Origin of the sequence: Cellulomonas sp. NS3, from assembly GCF_024757985.1 — a bacterium.
In the GTDB taxonomy this organism is placed as follows: domain Bacteria; phylum Actinomycetota; class Actinomycetes; order Actinomycetales; family Cellulomonadaceae; genus Cellulomonas_A.
Map to the genome: position 1 here is coordinate 721,699 of NZ_CP103289.1, position 13,626 is coordinate 735,324.

The 13,626-nt window shown below is 74.2% G+C and carries 14 protein-coding genes; 8 read left to right on the top strand and 6 right to left on the bottom strand.

The window, feature by feature from the left end; all coding sequences use genetic code 11:
• The first annotated feature begins 89 nt into the window (after positions 1 to 89).
• From NXY84_RS03325 to cbhB, 6 genes are all read left to right on the top strand, one after another.
• Positions 90 to 497, top strand: a complete 408-nt coding sequence (locus tag NXY84_RS03325) for a GntR family transcriptional regulator (protein WP_258725748.1) — start codon at positions 90 to 92, stop codon at positions 495 to 497.
• Complete coding sequence (locus NXY84_RS03330) at positions 494 to 1,498, top strand: ABC transporter ATP-binding protein (protein WP_258725749.1); 1,005 nt, start codon at positions 494 to 496, stop codon at positions 1,496 to 1,498. Before NXY84_RS03325 ends, NXY84_RS03330 begins: the two co-directional genes overlap by 4 nt.
• Positions 1,495 to 2,271 (top strand): hypothetical protein, encoded by a 777-nt coding sequence (locus tag NXY84_RS03335; protein WP_258725750.1) that lies wholly within the window; start codon positions 1,495 to 1,497, stop codon positions 2,269 to 2,271. The genes NXY84_RS03330 and NXY84_RS03335 overlap by 4 nt, the downstream gene beginning before the upstream one ends.
• 187 nt (positions 2,272 to 2,458) lie before the next feature.
• Entirely contained in the window at positions 2,459 to 3,433 is a 975-nt protein-coding gene (locus NXY84_RS03340; protein ID WP_258725751.1) for an ABC transporter ATP-binding protein, read from the top strand.
• 1 nt (position 3,434) lies between these two features.
• Positions 3,435 to 4,265, top strand: a complete 831-nt coding sequence (locus NXY84_RS03345; RefSeq protein ID WP_258725752.1) for an ABC transporter permease — start codon at positions 3,435 to 3,437, stop codon at positions 4,263 to 4,265.
• Between the two features lie 488 nt (positions 4,266 to 4,753).
• Positions 4,754 to 7,729: an exoglucanase CbhB gene (gene cbhB / locus NXY84_RS03350; protein ID WP_258725753.1), complete on the top strand. Its 2,976-nt coding sequence runs from the start codon at positions 4,754 to 4,756 to the stop codon at positions 7,727 to 7,729.
• Between the two features lie 121 nt (positions 7,730 to 7,850).
• Here the strand turns inward: cbhB and NXY84_RS03355 are convergent, their stop codons facing one another.
• The 4 genes from NXY84_RS03355 to NXY84_RS03370 all read right to left on the bottom strand — a co-directional run bounded on the left by NXY84_RS03355 (position 7,851) and on the right by NXY84_RS03370 (position 10,984).
• The gene (locus NXY84_RS03355; RefSeq protein ID WP_258725754.1) at positions 7,851 to 8,726 is read right to left on the bottom strand and encodes a hypothetical protein; all 876 of its coding nucleotides are present in this window, start codon (positions 8,724 to 8,726) and stop codon (positions 7,851 to 7,853) included.
• Positions 8,723 to 9,271, bottom strand: a complete 549-nt coding sequence (locus NXY84_RS03360; RefSeq protein WP_258725755.1) for an RNA polymerase sigma factor — start codon at positions 9,269 to 9,271, stop codon at positions 8,723 to 8,725. Before NXY84_RS03360 ends, NXY84_RS03355 begins: the two co-directional genes overlap by 4 nt.
• A gap of 86 nt (positions 9,272 to 9,357) precedes the next feature.
• Positions 9,358 to 10,563, bottom strand: coding sequence for an RNA polymerase sigma factor (locus NXY84_RS03365; RefSeq protein WP_258725756.1), 1,206 nt, complete (start codon positions 10,561 to 10,563; stop codon positions 9,358 to 9,360).
• A gap of 22 nt (positions 10,564 to 10,585) precedes the next feature.
• Positions 10,586 to 10,984 carry a YciI family protein gene (locus NXY84_RS03370; protein ID WP_258725757.1) on the bottom strand — a complete coding sequence of 133 codons (399 nt, stop codon included), beginning with the start codon at positions 10,982 to 10,984 and terminating at the stop codon, positions 10,586 to 10,588.
• Between the two features lie 179 nt (positions 10,985 to 11,163).
• Here NXY84_RS03370 and NXY84_RS03375 point away from each other — a divergent pair, with 179 nt between their 5' ends.
• Positions 11,164 to 11,394, top strand: a complete 231-nt coding sequence (locus NXY84_RS03375) for a hypothetical protein (protein ID WP_258725758.1) — start codon at positions 11,164 to 11,166, stop codon at positions 11,392 to 11,394.
• 64 nt (positions 11,395 to 11,458) lie between these two features.
• Here the strand turns inward: NXY84_RS03375 and NXY84_RS03380 are convergent, their stop codons facing one another.
• Positions 11,459 to 12,085, bottom strand: coding sequence for a TetR/AcrR family transcriptional regulator (locus NXY84_RS03380; protein WP_258725759.1), 627 nt, complete (start codon positions 12,083 to 12,085; stop codon positions 11,459 to 11,461).
• Positions 12,078 to 12,938 carry an alpha/beta fold hydrolase gene (locus NXY84_RS03385; protein ID WP_258725760.1) on the bottom strand — a complete coding sequence of 287 codons (861 nt, stop codon included), beginning with the start codon at positions 12,936 to 12,938 and terminating at the stop codon, positions 12,078 to 12,080. The genes NXY84_RS03380 and NXY84_RS03385 overlap by 8 nt, the downstream gene beginning before the upstream one ends.
• A 147-nt stretch (positions 12,939 to 13,085) precedes the next feature.
• On the opposite strand from NXY84_RS03385, the gene NXY84_RS03390 reads away from it, so the two are divergent.
• On the top strand, positions 13,086 to 13,607 hold the full coding sequence (locus NXY84_RS03390) for a DinB family protein (protein WP_258725761.1): 522 nt from the start codon (positions 13,086 to 13,088) through the stop codon (positions 13,605 to 13,607).
• Positions 13,608 to 13,626 lie beyond the last annotated feature (19 nt).

Consider the following 13,626-nt stretch of genomic DNA (forward strand, 5'->3'; position numbering starts at 1 on the left):
TCGGGGCAGCACCCCTTGTGCCGGCGGCGGTCCTGTGGTTCATTAGTCCAGTAACGAACCACTAGACCAGAGACGAGGGGGCGGACGCCGTGTTCGATGGCCGGGACCCCATCTACCTGCAGATCGCCGATCAGATCCGCAGCAGCATCCTCGACGGGACGCTGCAGGAGGAGGAGCAGGTCATGTCCACCACGCAGTACGCGACGACGTACCGCATCAACCCGGCAACCGCCGCGAAGGCGTTCGCCGAGCTCGTCGACGAGGGCGTGCTCTACAAGCGCCGCGGCGTCGGCATGTTCGTCGCGACGGGCGCCCGCAGCGCGCTGCAGGCCGACGGGCGCGAGCGCTTCTTCGCCGAGGTCGTCGACCCGGTCGTCGACCAGGCCCACGTGCTCGGCATCGAGGTCGCGGACGTGGTCAAGCGCATCGAGGACCGTGCCACCCGGCTCGGCTCCGAGGGCGAGACGCGCGGCGTCGCGCAGGGAGGTGCCCGATGAGCGGCTTCGGCGTCCAGGTCCGCGACCTCACCGTGCGCTACGGCGACGCGACCGCGGTCGACGGCCTGACCCTCGACGTCCCGGCCGGCGCGATCACCGGGCTGCTCGGCCGCAACGGCTCGGGCAAGACGACGCTCCTGTCGACGCTCGCGGCGTTCCGGCTCCCGACGTCGGGCCGGGTGCTCGTCGACGGCGAGGACCCCTGGGAGAACGAGCGGGTCATGGCCGGCACGTGCCTGATCCGCGAGAGCGGCGACGTGCTCGCCGACGAGAAGCTCGCGGCGACCCTCGACTTCGTCGAGCAGGCCCGCCCGCACTTCTCCCGCGAGCTGGCCGAGCGGCTGCTCGACACCTTCGAGCTCGACCCGAAGGCCAAGCAGAGCAGGCTCTCGCGCGGCAAGAAGTCGGCGTTCGGCGCCGTCGTCGGGCTCGCGACCCGCGCCGAGCTCACGATGCTCGACGAGGTGTACCTCGGCATGGACGCCCCGTCGCGGTACGCGTTCTACGACGCGCTGCTCACCGACTACGTCGAGCACCCGCGCACGATCGTGCTCTCGAGCCACCTCATCGAGGAGATCGAGCGGCTCTTCGAGCACGTCGTCGTGATCGACCACGGCACGCTGCTGCTCGCCGAGCCCGCCGACGAGCTGCGCACCCGCGGGCTCACCGCGACCGGCCCGTCCGACGCCGTCGAGCGGTTCGCCGTGGGGCGCACCGTGGTCGGGCGCCAGCAGCTCGGCCGCACCGCGCAGGTCACGCTGTTCGGCCCGCCGGCCCGCGACGACGACGCGCGCGCCCGGGAGCTCGGCGTCGAGCTCGGGCCCGTCGACCTGCAGGACCTGTTCGTGCACCTCACGGCCCGGGCCGGCGCGACGGGCGACACCGCCCGCACCGGCGGCCTCGGGGCCGCACCGTCCGACGACCCTGCCGGGGACCCCGGCTCGCTGACCGGGACCGGTGCCGCCGGCTCCGACCCGACCGTCACGGAGGTCCCGCGATGAGCGCCACGACCCTCGCCCGCCCGACCGTCCGCCGCCGGACCCCGACGGCCCGCACCGTGCGGCACCTGCTCACGATGCTGCTCTACCTCGCGGTGTGGTTCTGGGGCATCGCCGTCGTCGTCCTGACCGTCGCGATCCTGCTGGTGAACCGGTTCGGGGACGTCACGACGAGCGTCGTGCAGTTCTCCCGGCAGGGCGGCATCTGGTTCCCGTTCTCGCTCACGATCATCATCGCGACGACCTACCTGCCGACGCACGTCGCCGCCGGGATGACGCGCCGGGCGTTCGCCACCGCCGCCCTCGTCGCGGCGGGCGTCACCGCCGCCGTGTACGCGGCGGTGCTGACGCTGCTGATCCAGGCCGAGCGCGCGGTCTTCGACCGGGCGGGATGGACGCACACGCTGTCGGACGTCGGGCTCTCGGCGACGTCCTCGGGCACGGCGGTCGACATCGGCCGGCTGTTCCTCGACTACCTGCTGATGTTCGGCAGCGGCGCGGTGTCCGGCCTGCTCGTCGGCATCGTCTACTACCGGGCCGGCGGGTGGTGGGGGACCCTCGCGCTCCCGCTGACCATCGGTCCCCTGTTCCTCGTCACCGCGCTCCTCGCGAGCGACGCCGGGCCCTTCGACCTGGCCTGGGTCGTCGAGCGGTTCGGGCCCGGCGGGGACGACGCGCCCGCCCGCGTGGCGCTCTGCGTGCTGATCCTCGCCGCGCAGGCCACGGCGTTCCACCGCCTCACCCGGCGGGCCGCGCTCAGTCCCGTCACGACCTGACCCCCGGGCGGGCCGTCACGGCGGCCCGCCCGCACCACCCGCAGTCACAGCTCCACGGGACGGCACCCCGCCGCACCCGCGGGTCCGCACACCCTCAGCACGCCCTCAGGCATTAGCACGCACCGCCGGCGCACCGCCCGTGCGCACCTCGCCACCACGCGAACCACCCGAACCCCGGAGGGACGACATGACCGCCACACCCGTGATCCAGGTCGAGCACCTGCGCAAGTCGTACGGCTCGACGCTCGCCGTCGAGGACGTGAGCCTCACGGTCCACCGCGGCGAGATCGTCGGGATCCTCGGCCCGAACGGCGCGGGCAAGACGACGACGGTCGAGTGCCTCGCCGGGCTGCGCGACCGCGACTCCGGCCGCGTCGACGTCCTCGGTCTCGACCCCGCCCGGGACCGTGCGGCGCTGCGCGAGGTGCTCGGCATGCAGCTCCAGGAGAGCGAGCTGCCCGCCCGCATCACGGCCCGCGAGGCCGCCGAGCTGTACGCGTCGTTCTACGCGGACCCCGCGGACCCGCTCGAGCTGCTCGACGACCTCGGGCTCGCGGACCGGCGGGACGCGCAGTTCCGGGCGCTCTCGGGCGGCCAGAAGCAGCGCCTGTCGATCGCGCTCGCGCTCGTCGGCAACCCGCAGGTCGCGGTGCTCGACGAGCTCACGACGGGCCTCGACCCGCAGGCGCGGCGCGACACGTGGGACGTGGTCCGCAAGGTCCGCGACCGCGGCGTGACGATCCTGCTGGTCACGCACCTCATGGAGGAGGCGGAGCGGCTGTGCGACCGCATCGTCCTCATCGACGCGGGCCGGGTCGTCGCGACGGGCACCCCGGCCGAGCTCGCGGCGCAGTCGGCCGGGGAGCACGTGCTGCGGTTCCGGTCGCCGGAGCCGGGCGTCGCGGCGGTCCTCGCGGGGGTCCCCGGCGTGCACGGGGTCGACGGGCCCGACGACGGCCTCGCGTACGAGGTCCGCGGCGGCCCGGAGATCGTGCAGGACGTCATGGTCGCGCTGTCGGCCGCGGGCGTGCGCGCGAACGACGTGCGGCTCGAGCGCGGCACCCTCGAGGACGCGTTCCTCACCCTGACCGGCCAGGACCGGTCCCGCGACGCCGGCGCCGGCCGTCGCTCCCGTTCCCTGCTGACCCGTTCGGAGGCCTGACATGACCGCCGCCCCGCTCACCCCGACCCCCGCGCCCGCCCCGGCGGCGCGCACCGCGGCCACGACCGCGACGAGCGCACGCGTGCTCGCGCACGTGACCCGCACGGAGGCCCGGCTGTTCCTGCGGGAGCCGTCGGCCGCGTTCTTCGGGCTCGCGTTCCCCGCCGTCCTGCTCGTCGTCCTCGGGCTGTTCATGCCATGGGCCGACCAGCCGTTCGACGACAAGGACCCGGTGCTGTCGCAGATCACGGCCATCACCGGCTACACCCCGATCGTGCTGGCGCTGGCGATCGCGACGGTCGGGTTCTCGACGTTCCCGACCCCCATCGCGACGTACCGCGGCAACGGCGTGCTGCGCCGGCTCGCCACGACGCCGCTGCCGAGCTCGCGGGTGCTCGCCGCCCAGGTGCTCGTCAACGTCGCGACGCTCGTCGTCGCCTCGGTCCTCGCCGTCGTCCTCGGCGTCGTGGTCCTCGACATCTCGCTGCCGGCCGACCCGCTCGCGCTGGTCCTCGGCTTCGTGCTCGGCGCCACGTCGACCATGGCGGTCGGCTGCCTCATCGCGGCCCGGGCGCCGAACACGTCCTCGGCGAACGGCGTCGGGATGCTGCTGTACTTCGTGTCGCTGTTCTTCGCCGGCGTGTGGATGCCGCTCCCGCTGATGCCGGAGATCGTGCAGACGATCAGCCAGTACACCCCGGTCGGCGCCGCGTCGCAGGCGATGGGCGCCGCCTGGTACGGCCAGCCGTTCCCGGCGACCGAGCTGCTGGTCATGGCGGCGTGGACGCTCGTCGGGGTGCCGGTCGCCGCGAGGATCTTCCGCTGGTCCTGAGACCCGCTCCACGACGCCCGGGCGACCCGTCGCCCGGGCGTCGTCGCGCCCCGGCGCACGCCCGTCCCGAGCACCCACGAACGCCGAATCGTTTCACGGGGCTGTCGCCGGTGAGGGCGGGTGCCACTGTGGGCGCTGTTCGCGCGCCGGGCGCACGGACCGTGCCGACGACGGCCGGTCCGCGGGTCCGCCGCACGGACGGCCCCGGACGAAGGCCCGTGGCCGCGAGGTTGTAGGAGCGCTCCCATCGACGTCGATCGCGAGCGTGCACGAGGTCCCCGCTGCCGCGGCGGGGGCGACGCAGGGCAGCACGCGCAGACCGGCACCGCAGCGACGCGGGCCGGTCCGACGCGGAGAGCCCGTCCCCCCGGTCGAGCCAAGGACGGCACGGCCGGGACGGCCCGGCGGCGGGGCCACCGGCGTTCCCGGCGCAGCGGGACCGCGTCCCGGGCACCCTCACCGGCGCCCTTCGACGAGAGGAACTTCGCATGTCAGGACTCACCCGACGACGTGTCGCCTGGGCGGTCTCCGCCCTGGGCGTGTCGTCGCTCGTAGCCGTGTGCGGGATGCAACCCGCGCTGGCGTCACCCGCGCCCGCGGCCGCCGCTCCCGCGGTCGCGCCTGCCGCGATCGAGGAGGGGGGCGAGTACCAGCAGCGCTTCCTCGAGATGTACCAGGACATCAAGGACCCGGCGAGCGGCTACTTCAGCCCGCAGGGCATCCCGTACCACTCGGTCGAGACGTTCATCGTCGAGGCCCCGGACTACGGGCACGAGACCACGTCGGAGGCGTACAGCTTCTGGATCTGGCTCGAGAGCGCCTACGGCGAGGCGACCGGCGACTGGAAGCCGCTCAACGACGCGTGGGCCACGATGGAGAAGTACATGATCCCGCAGGCTGCGGACCAGCCCACCAACTCGTTCTACAAGCCCTCGGCGCCGGCGTCGTACGCGAGCGAGTACAACCACCCGAGCAACTACCCGTCGGCGCTCGAGTCGGGTGTCTCGGTCGGCCCCGACCCCATCGCGGCGGAGCTCAAGGCCGCGCACGGCACCGACGACATCTACGGCATGCACTGGCTCGCGGACGTCGACAACGTCTACGGCTTCGGAGCTTCCCCGGGCGCGGGCTGCACCAACGGCCCCGGCGCGGGCACGTCGTACATCAACACGTTCCAGCGCGGCCCGCAGGAGTCGGTCTACGAGACCATCCCGCAGCCGTCGTGCGACGAGTTCGAGTTCGGCGGCAAGAACGGCTTCCTCGACCTGTTCACCAAGGACGCGTCGTACGCCAAGCAGTGGAAGTACACCAACGCCCCCGACGCCGACGCGCGTGCGATCGACGCCATGTACTGGGCCAACCAGTGGGCGACCGACCAGGGCAAGGCGTCCGAGATCTCGGGCACCGTCGCGAAGGCCGCCAAGATGGGCGACTACCTGCGCTACGCGCTGTTCGACAAGTACTTCAAGAAGATCGGCTGCACCTCGAAGAGCTGCGCCGCCGGCACCGGCAAGGACAGCGCCCACTACCTGCTCTCCTGGTACTACGCCTGGGGCGGCGCGACCGACCCCAGCGCCGGCTGGGCGTGGCGCATCGGCTCGAGCCACAACCACTTCGGGTACCAGAACCCGATGGCGGCCTGGGCCCTGTCGACCGACTCGGCGCTCAAGCCCAAGGGCGCGACGGCCGTGTCCGACTGGACCAAGAGCCTCGAGCGCCAGCTCGAGTTCTACCAGTGGCTGCAGTCCGCGGACGGCGGCATCGCCGGTGGCGCGACGAACAGCTGGGACGGCGCGTACGCGACGCCGCCGGCCGGCACGTCGACGTTCTACGGCATGGGCTACACCGAGGCCCCCGTCTACCACGACCCGCCGTCGAACTCCTGGTTCGGCATGCAGGTGTGGTCGATGGAGCGCATCGCGCAGCTCTACAACGCGTCCGGCAACCCGAAGGCCAAGGCGCTGCTCGACAAGTGGGTCCCGTGGGCCCTCGCGCACACCAAGGCGAGCGGCGCCGACTGGGCCGTCCCGTCGACGCTCAAGTGGACGGGTCAGCCGGACACCTGGAACCCCGCGAGCCCCGGCACCAACGCCGGTCTGCGCGTCGAGGTCGCCAGCCAGGGCCAGGACGTCGGCGTCGCCGGCGCGCTCGCCCGGACGCTCATGTACTACGCCGCCGAGGCCGACCACGCCGAGGCTCAGGCCGCGGCCAAGGGTCTGCTCGACGCGATCTGGACCAACAACCGCGACTCGATCGGCGTCTCCACGACGGAGACCCGCGAGGACTTCAAGCGTCTCGACGACGTCATGACCTCGACGACCGGCGACGGCGTCTACGTCCCCGCCGGTTGGACGGGCACGATGCCCAACGGCGACGTCATCAAGCCGGGCGTGAGCTTCCTCGACATGCGCAGCTTCCTCAAGAACGACCCGGCGTGGCCCAAGGTCAAGGCGTACCTCGACGGCGGACCGGCCCCGACGTTCAACTACCACCGGTTCTGGGCGCAGACGGCCATCGCGACCGCCCTGGCCGACTACGACCGCCTGTTCGGCGACGGCGGCACCGTGCCGCCCGTCGACACGCAGAAGCCGACGGTCCCCACCGCCCTGACCTCGACGGCGAAGACGGCCACGAGCGTCACGCTGGGCTGGACGGCCTCGACGGACAACGTCCGTGTGACGGGGTACGACGTGTACCGCGGCACGACGCGGGTGGGCTCGGCGACGGGCACGACCTACACCGACACGGGCCTCACGGCCGCCACGGCGTACTCGTACACCGTGCGGGCGAAGGACGCGGCCGGCAACGTCTCCGACCCGTCGACGGCGCTCAGCGTCACCACGAACGAGGGTGGCGGCACCGTCGACACGACACCGCCGTCGGCGCCGCTCGGCCTCGTGTCGCCGAGCAGGACGACCACGTCGGTCGCCCTGACGTGGCAGCCGTCGACCGACAACGTGGCCGTGACCGGGTACGACGTGTACCGCGGCACGACGCGGGTCGGCTCCACGACGACCACGTCGTACAGCGACACCGGCCTGACGGCGAGCACCGCGTACTCGTACACCGTGCGCGCCAAGGACGCCGCCGGGAACGTCTCGACGCCGTCCGCGGCGCTGAGCGTCACGACGAGCCCCGACGTCACGCCGGGCGCCTGCAAGGTCACCTACACGACCAGCGACTGGAACTCCGGGTTCACGGCGTCGGTCAAGGTCACCAACACCGGCGCGGCGCTCTCGAGCTGGAAGCTCGGCTTCTCGTTCGCGGGCGGCCAGAAGGTCCAGCAGGGCTGGAGCGCGGTCTGGTCGCAGAGCGGCACGGCCGTCACCGCGGACAACGCGCCGTGGAACGGCACCCTCGCCGCGGGCGGGACCATCGACGTCGGGTTCAACGGGTCGCACACCGGCTCGAACCCGAAGCCGACCGCGTTCACGCTCAACGGGGCTCCCTGCACCGTGGGCTGACGCCCGCAGCACGGAGCACCACGCACGCCCCGCAGGGTCGGTCCGCTCGTCCGGACCGGCCCTGCGGCCGTGCGCGCCGACCGGCCCGACCGTCGCCGTCCTCAGCAGCCCACCCTCGCGGTCACTCGCCGCACTCGTACCCGCCGGACATGGCCGTGACGACGGCGTCGGGCCCGCCCCCGACCGACGCGAACGCGTACGTCATCGGGAAGTCTCCGGTGGACCAGTGATACACGGACGGGCTGAACCAGGACTCCCCTCCGTCGAGGTCCGGGTACAGCGCGCGGGCCGCGGAGACGGTCTCGCCCAGACGCAGGCCCTCCGCGGTGCGGGTCCCGACCGCACGCCACGGGCCGTCCCACCCCGGCTCGTCCGGCGCGAGCTGCTGCACGCTCCACCCGGCGACGGTGGGCTCGACGGGCGCGCCGGTCGCGTCCCGGGTGCGCAGCAGGAGCGCGACGTTGCCCCACCGCAGGCTCGCCCCGGGGTCGCCGTTCGCGGGGCAGCGTCCCGGGCCCTGAGCGTTGACGTCCTCGGGCGCGGCGCCGAACAGCCCGGTGAGGTGCGCGACGACGGCGCCCGCGTCGGCCCCGGCCCCGAAGCCGGCGACCGCCCCGCCTTTGCCGAGCACGAGCTCCGGCTGCTCCACGACGGGCGGTGCCGCGGACGTCGGCTCGCTCGACGTCCGCGCGGGGCTGGCGGACGGCGTAGGGGTCGGCTCGGGTGCCGTGCTCGGGCTGACGCTGACCGCGGGGCTCGGCGTGAGGGCCGGGGGCGCTGGACGTGGTCCGACGAACCCCTGGGCGGCGAGCACGCCGACGAGCGCCACCACGGCGACCCCGGTGCCCGCAGCACCTGCACGGAGCGTGCGACGCCGGACGACGCGGCGCGCGACGCGCTGGACGTGCACCCCCGGGTCCGGTGCGCTCCGGGCGGCCAGCGCGCGGCCGCTCTCCTCGCCGAACTCCTCCAGCACGGACCGCAGGTCGCGGGTCATGTCGCGCTCCTTCCGCTGCGGGTGTCGACCGGGACGGTCATCGGGTCCGTCACGGTGATCTCGTCACCGAGGACGGCACGCAGAGCACGCGTGCCGTCCGAGAGGTATCGCTTCACGGCCCCCTCGCTGATCCCGAGCCCGGCAGCGATCGCCGGCACGGTGAGGTCGTCGATGTGGCGCAGCACTACGCAGGCACGCTCCCGCGCGGGCAGCGTCGCGAGGGCCGCCCGCACGTCCAGCCCGGCCACGGCGACGTCGTCCGGTGAGCGGCGCCCGTGGTCCTCCACGAGCAGGTGCGCCTTGCCCCAGCGCGAGCGCCGCCGACGCACGCCGTCGAGGAACCCGCTGCGGATCGCGGCCCGGACGTACGCCTCGGCGCCCCGCGGGTCGTCGAGAGCGCGTCGCCGGGCGAACACGCGCACCAGCGCCTCCTGCAGGAGGTCCTCCGCCTCGTCCGCGTCGAGCGTGAGCACGTACGCGTACCCGAGGAGCGACGCGCGCCGGGTGCGCACGACCTCCTCGAGCAGCTGTCTCCACTGCGGCACCGTGCGTCCCCTCCCCGTCGCGACCCTCGTCACCACCTAGAACGCGCCGGGTGCTCGAACCGTTGGGCAGCGGACGGCCGGGCGGCTCAGGCCAGGCGGGCCGCCCGGAGAGTGAGGTACTCGCGCTCGCGGAGGTTGGTCGCGGCGGCGGCGGCGTGCCGGTAGGCGTCGACGGCGTCGCGCGGTCGCCCGTCGAGCTCGAGCAGGTGGGCCCGGACGGCGTGCAGCCGGTGCCCGCTGCCGAGGCGCTCGGCCACACCGTCGAGCGCGGCCAGACCGCGTGCGGGGCCGTGCACCATCGCGACGGCGACGGCCCGGTGCAGCGCCACGACGGGGCTGCCGGTCAGCGCGAGGAGGCGGTCGTACAGCGCGAGGACCTGGGGCCAGTCGGTCGCCCCGGAGCTCGGCGCCTGGTCGTGCAGCACCGCGATGCAGGCCTGGAGCGTGTGCTCGCCCGGGCGTCCGGCGCGCAGCGCGTCGGTCGCGAGACGGACGCCCTCGACGACGAGGGCCCGGTCCCACAGCGAGCGGTCCTGCTCGGCGAGCGGCACGAGCTCCCCGTGCGGGCCGGACCGCGCGGGCCGGCGGGCCTCGGTGAGCAGCAGCAGCGCGAGCAGGCCGGTGACCTCCGCGTCGTCCGGCACCGCGGCGTGCAGCAGGCGGGTCAGCCGGATCGCCTCGCCGGTGACGTCGACCCGCAGCAGGTCGGGGCCGGCGCTGGTCGCGTAGCCCTCGTTGAAGAGCAGGTAGAGGACGTGCCGGACGAGGGCGAGGCGCCGCGGGACGTCGTCGGGCGCGGGCATCGCGAACGGGACGTCCGACGCCCGCAGCGTCGCCTTGGCGCGGCTGATGCGCTGGGCCATGGTCGCCTCCGGCACGAGGAACGCCGCCGCGATCTCGCGCGTCGTCAGGCCGCCGACCGCGCGCAGCGTGAGCGGGATCGCCGCGGCGGGAGTCAGCGCCGGGTGGCAGCACAGGAGCATGACGGTGAGCGTGTCGTCGTGCTGCTCGACGTCGTCCGGCGGGCGCTGGTCGCGTGCGGCGGCGACCTCCTCGCGGCGCCGGCGGGCGGTGACCTCGCGGTGCTCGTCCGCCAGCCGCCGCGCCGCGACCCGCACGAGCCAGCCGACCGCGTTGTCCGGGACGCCGTCGCGCGGCCACTGCTGCGCCGCCGCGAGCAGCGCCTCCTGCACGGCGTCCTCGGCGGCGGCGAAGTCCGCGTGCCGCCGCGCGACCGCCCCGAGGGCCTGCGGCGCGCACCGGCGCAGCAGGCCCTCGACGTCGGTGGTCATGGTGGCGGTGCCTGTCGGCTCGTCACTCGGGCGACGGCGCGCTCATGACCTCGCGCACCTCGATCCGCTGCTGGATCGGCCGGCCGCCCTGGGCCGGCGCCGCCGACGCCCTCGCGGCGATCTCGACGGCGCGGTCGACCGAGTCGACGTCGACCAGCCAGTAGCCCGCGAGCAGCTCCTTGCCCTCGGGGTAGGGCCCGTCGACGACGACCGGTGCCCCGACGCCGTCGCTGACGACGAACTTCGCCTGGTCGGGCGACGCCAGCCCCTGCCCGTCGACGAACTCGCCCCGCTCGACGAGCTCCTCCTGGAGGGCGGCCTGGAACGCGAAGTGCGCCTGCAGCTCCTCGGGGGTCCAGCGGTCCATCGGCTCGCACGCGGACTCCACGCCGCCGTAGTCCATCATGATCATGTAGCGCATCGCGCGTCTCCTTCGTCGTGACGGCCCTCGGTGGTGCCGTTCGACAGGGTGTCGCACCCGGCCCTCCGTTCTCGACATCGTGCCCGCGACAGCCCGTGGGATGGCGCGGCACGGCGCGGACGCCGACGATGGGATCGACCTGGTCCGCGACGGCCCGGGCACGGCAGGGGAGGACGACCATGAGCGACGCACCGCAGGCACCGGACGCCGGGGAGCCCGACGGCGGCTACGGGTACCCGACCCTCGAGCAGGAGGTCACCCCGGAGGTGCTCGAGTCGGGCGCCGAGCCGGACGGGTCGGGCGACTCCCCGGAGGGCGGCGCCGGGTCCACGGAGGACAGCGGCGAGGCCGACGTGCCGACGCCGGGCGAGCTCGAGGACGACCCGTCGGCGGTCGAGCCGACCGACTGAGAGGGAGGGCGGACGCCCCCGGCGCGGCGGCTGCCTGCTGGCGAGCGCCGGCGGCGTCGCTCGCTCAGGGCGTCGGCCCGGCGCCGTGCGGTGCGGCGGGTGGCGGCGCGTCCGCCGCGGTGGCGGAGGCGGTGGCGTGGAGGCCGTGGTCGATGAAGTCGATCAGCCACGCGAAGCTGTCGTCGACGTCCGTGTCGTACCGGAAGCCGGTGGCCACCTCGAGGGTGACGAAGCCGTGCAGCACGCTGCGCAGCATCCGCAGCGCGTGGATCTCCTCCTCCGGGGGCAGGCCGTACCCGCGCAGCACCGCCGTCAGGGCGCTCAGGGCGCGGCGGCTCGCGGCGACGAACGGGTCGTCGGGCCCGCCGGGTCGAGCGCTGTTGATCGCGGCGTAGCGGCCGGGGTGCTCCTTGACGTAGGTGCGCATCGCCTGGGCGGCGGCGGCGAGGGCCTCGCTGCCGGCCCGGCCCTGGATCGCGTCGCCCATGGCGTCGCCCAGCTCGTCGGAGGCCAGGACGGCGATGCGGTGGGCCAGGTCGGCCTGCCCGTCGACGTGCTTGTAGAGGGAGGGCGTCTTCACGCCGAGCCGCTCGGCGACCAGGCCCATGCTGAGCCGGGTGAAGCCGACCTCGTCGGCCAGGGCGGCGCCGGCCTCGGTGACGACGGCGGGGACGAGACCTGCCCTAGGCACGGGCCAGCGTCCGGGTGAGGAAGGGCAGGACGAGGGCGAGGAGCTCCTCGGGGGTCTGCGCGTGCGGGTAGTGGCCGGCGCCGTCGATCACGGCGAGCTCACCGAGACCCGGGGGCAGGTCGGCGAGGATGCGCTCGCCCTCGGCGCGGGGGTCGGCCCAGTCGGGGTCGAGGCTGCCCTCCACGACGAGGACCGGGCACGTGACGTCGGGCAGCCGGGCGCCGGCGTCGGCGGGGCTGGACTTCGCCATGGCCTGCAGCACCTTCATCCGCGCGGGCTCGCTCATCGAGGTGCGGATGCGGTCGCGCTCGTCGGCCCAGTCGGCCGGGGTGGTGGGGTAGGCCAGCTCGAGGTACTTCATCCACGACGGCACGCTGCCCAGCAGGAGGGTCCGGGCCAGCAGGGTCCCCGAGGCGCGGTACCGCTTGCTCCGCAGCAGGCCGCCCAGGTCGGCGGACTGCGCGCGGGTGAAGGGGGCGAGCTCGACGACGCCGGCGATCAGGTCGGGGGCGTCGGCGGCGGCGATGGTGGCGGCGCCGCCGCTGATCGACTGGCCCACGAGGACGGCCCGGTCGCTCGAGGTGCCGACGAGGTGGCGGACGAGGGCGAGGAGGTCGCCGGCGATGTCGGTGCGGCTGTAGCCCGTCCACCCGTGGCTGGAGTCACCGCAGCCGCGGAGGTCGAGGTTGGCGACGCGGTAGCCCGCGGCAGCCAGGGCGGGGACCAGGAAGCGGTACGAGCGGCGGCTGTCGCCCATGCCGTGGGCGAGCACGACGAGGGGCCCCTCGCCGAGGACGTCGTACACGAGGGTGCCCTCGTCCAGGTCGAGGCGGTGGGTCGTGGGTCCGGTCATGATGCCCTCCAGTGGCTAATGGGTGTAGCCAAAAGCTATCGACGTTAGCCACGGAAGTCAATGGGCTCGCGCACTCCTCTTCCCGGGCGAGCCGCGCGACGCGACGGCCCGGCGGTCGCGACGCGGCTCTCCGGCTACGGTCGCCGTATGGCTGTCTCGGGCGGGGAACCGCAGGTCGACTCCGCTGACGCGGCGGTGCAGCTCGTCGCGTACCTCGACTTCTGCCGCGACGCGGTGGCGCGCAAGGTGTCCGGGCTCGCGGAGCCCGACCTCCGCCGGTCGGTGCTGCCGTCCGGCTGGACCCCGCTGGAGCTGCTCTGGCACCTCGTGCACATGGAGCGCCGGTGGTTCGTGTGGGGCTTCCTGGCTGAGCAGGTCGACGACCCCTGGGGCGACCACGCCGACGGGGTCGACGGCGGTCGGTGGGCGGTGCCGGAGACCGTGACGGTCGCGGACGTCGTCGAGCGGCTGCATGCGGGCGGCAGACGGACGACGGCGATCCTCACGTCCGTGCCGCTCGGCGAGCGCGGCAGCCAGGGCGGGCGGTTCACCGCGGAGCCGACCCCGACGCTCGCGTGGATCGCCTTCCACGTGCTCCAGGAGTACGCCCGCCACGCCGGCCACCTCGACGTCGCGCGCGAGCTCGTCGACGGGGCGGCCGGCGAGTAGGGCGGCGCCCCGGCTCGCC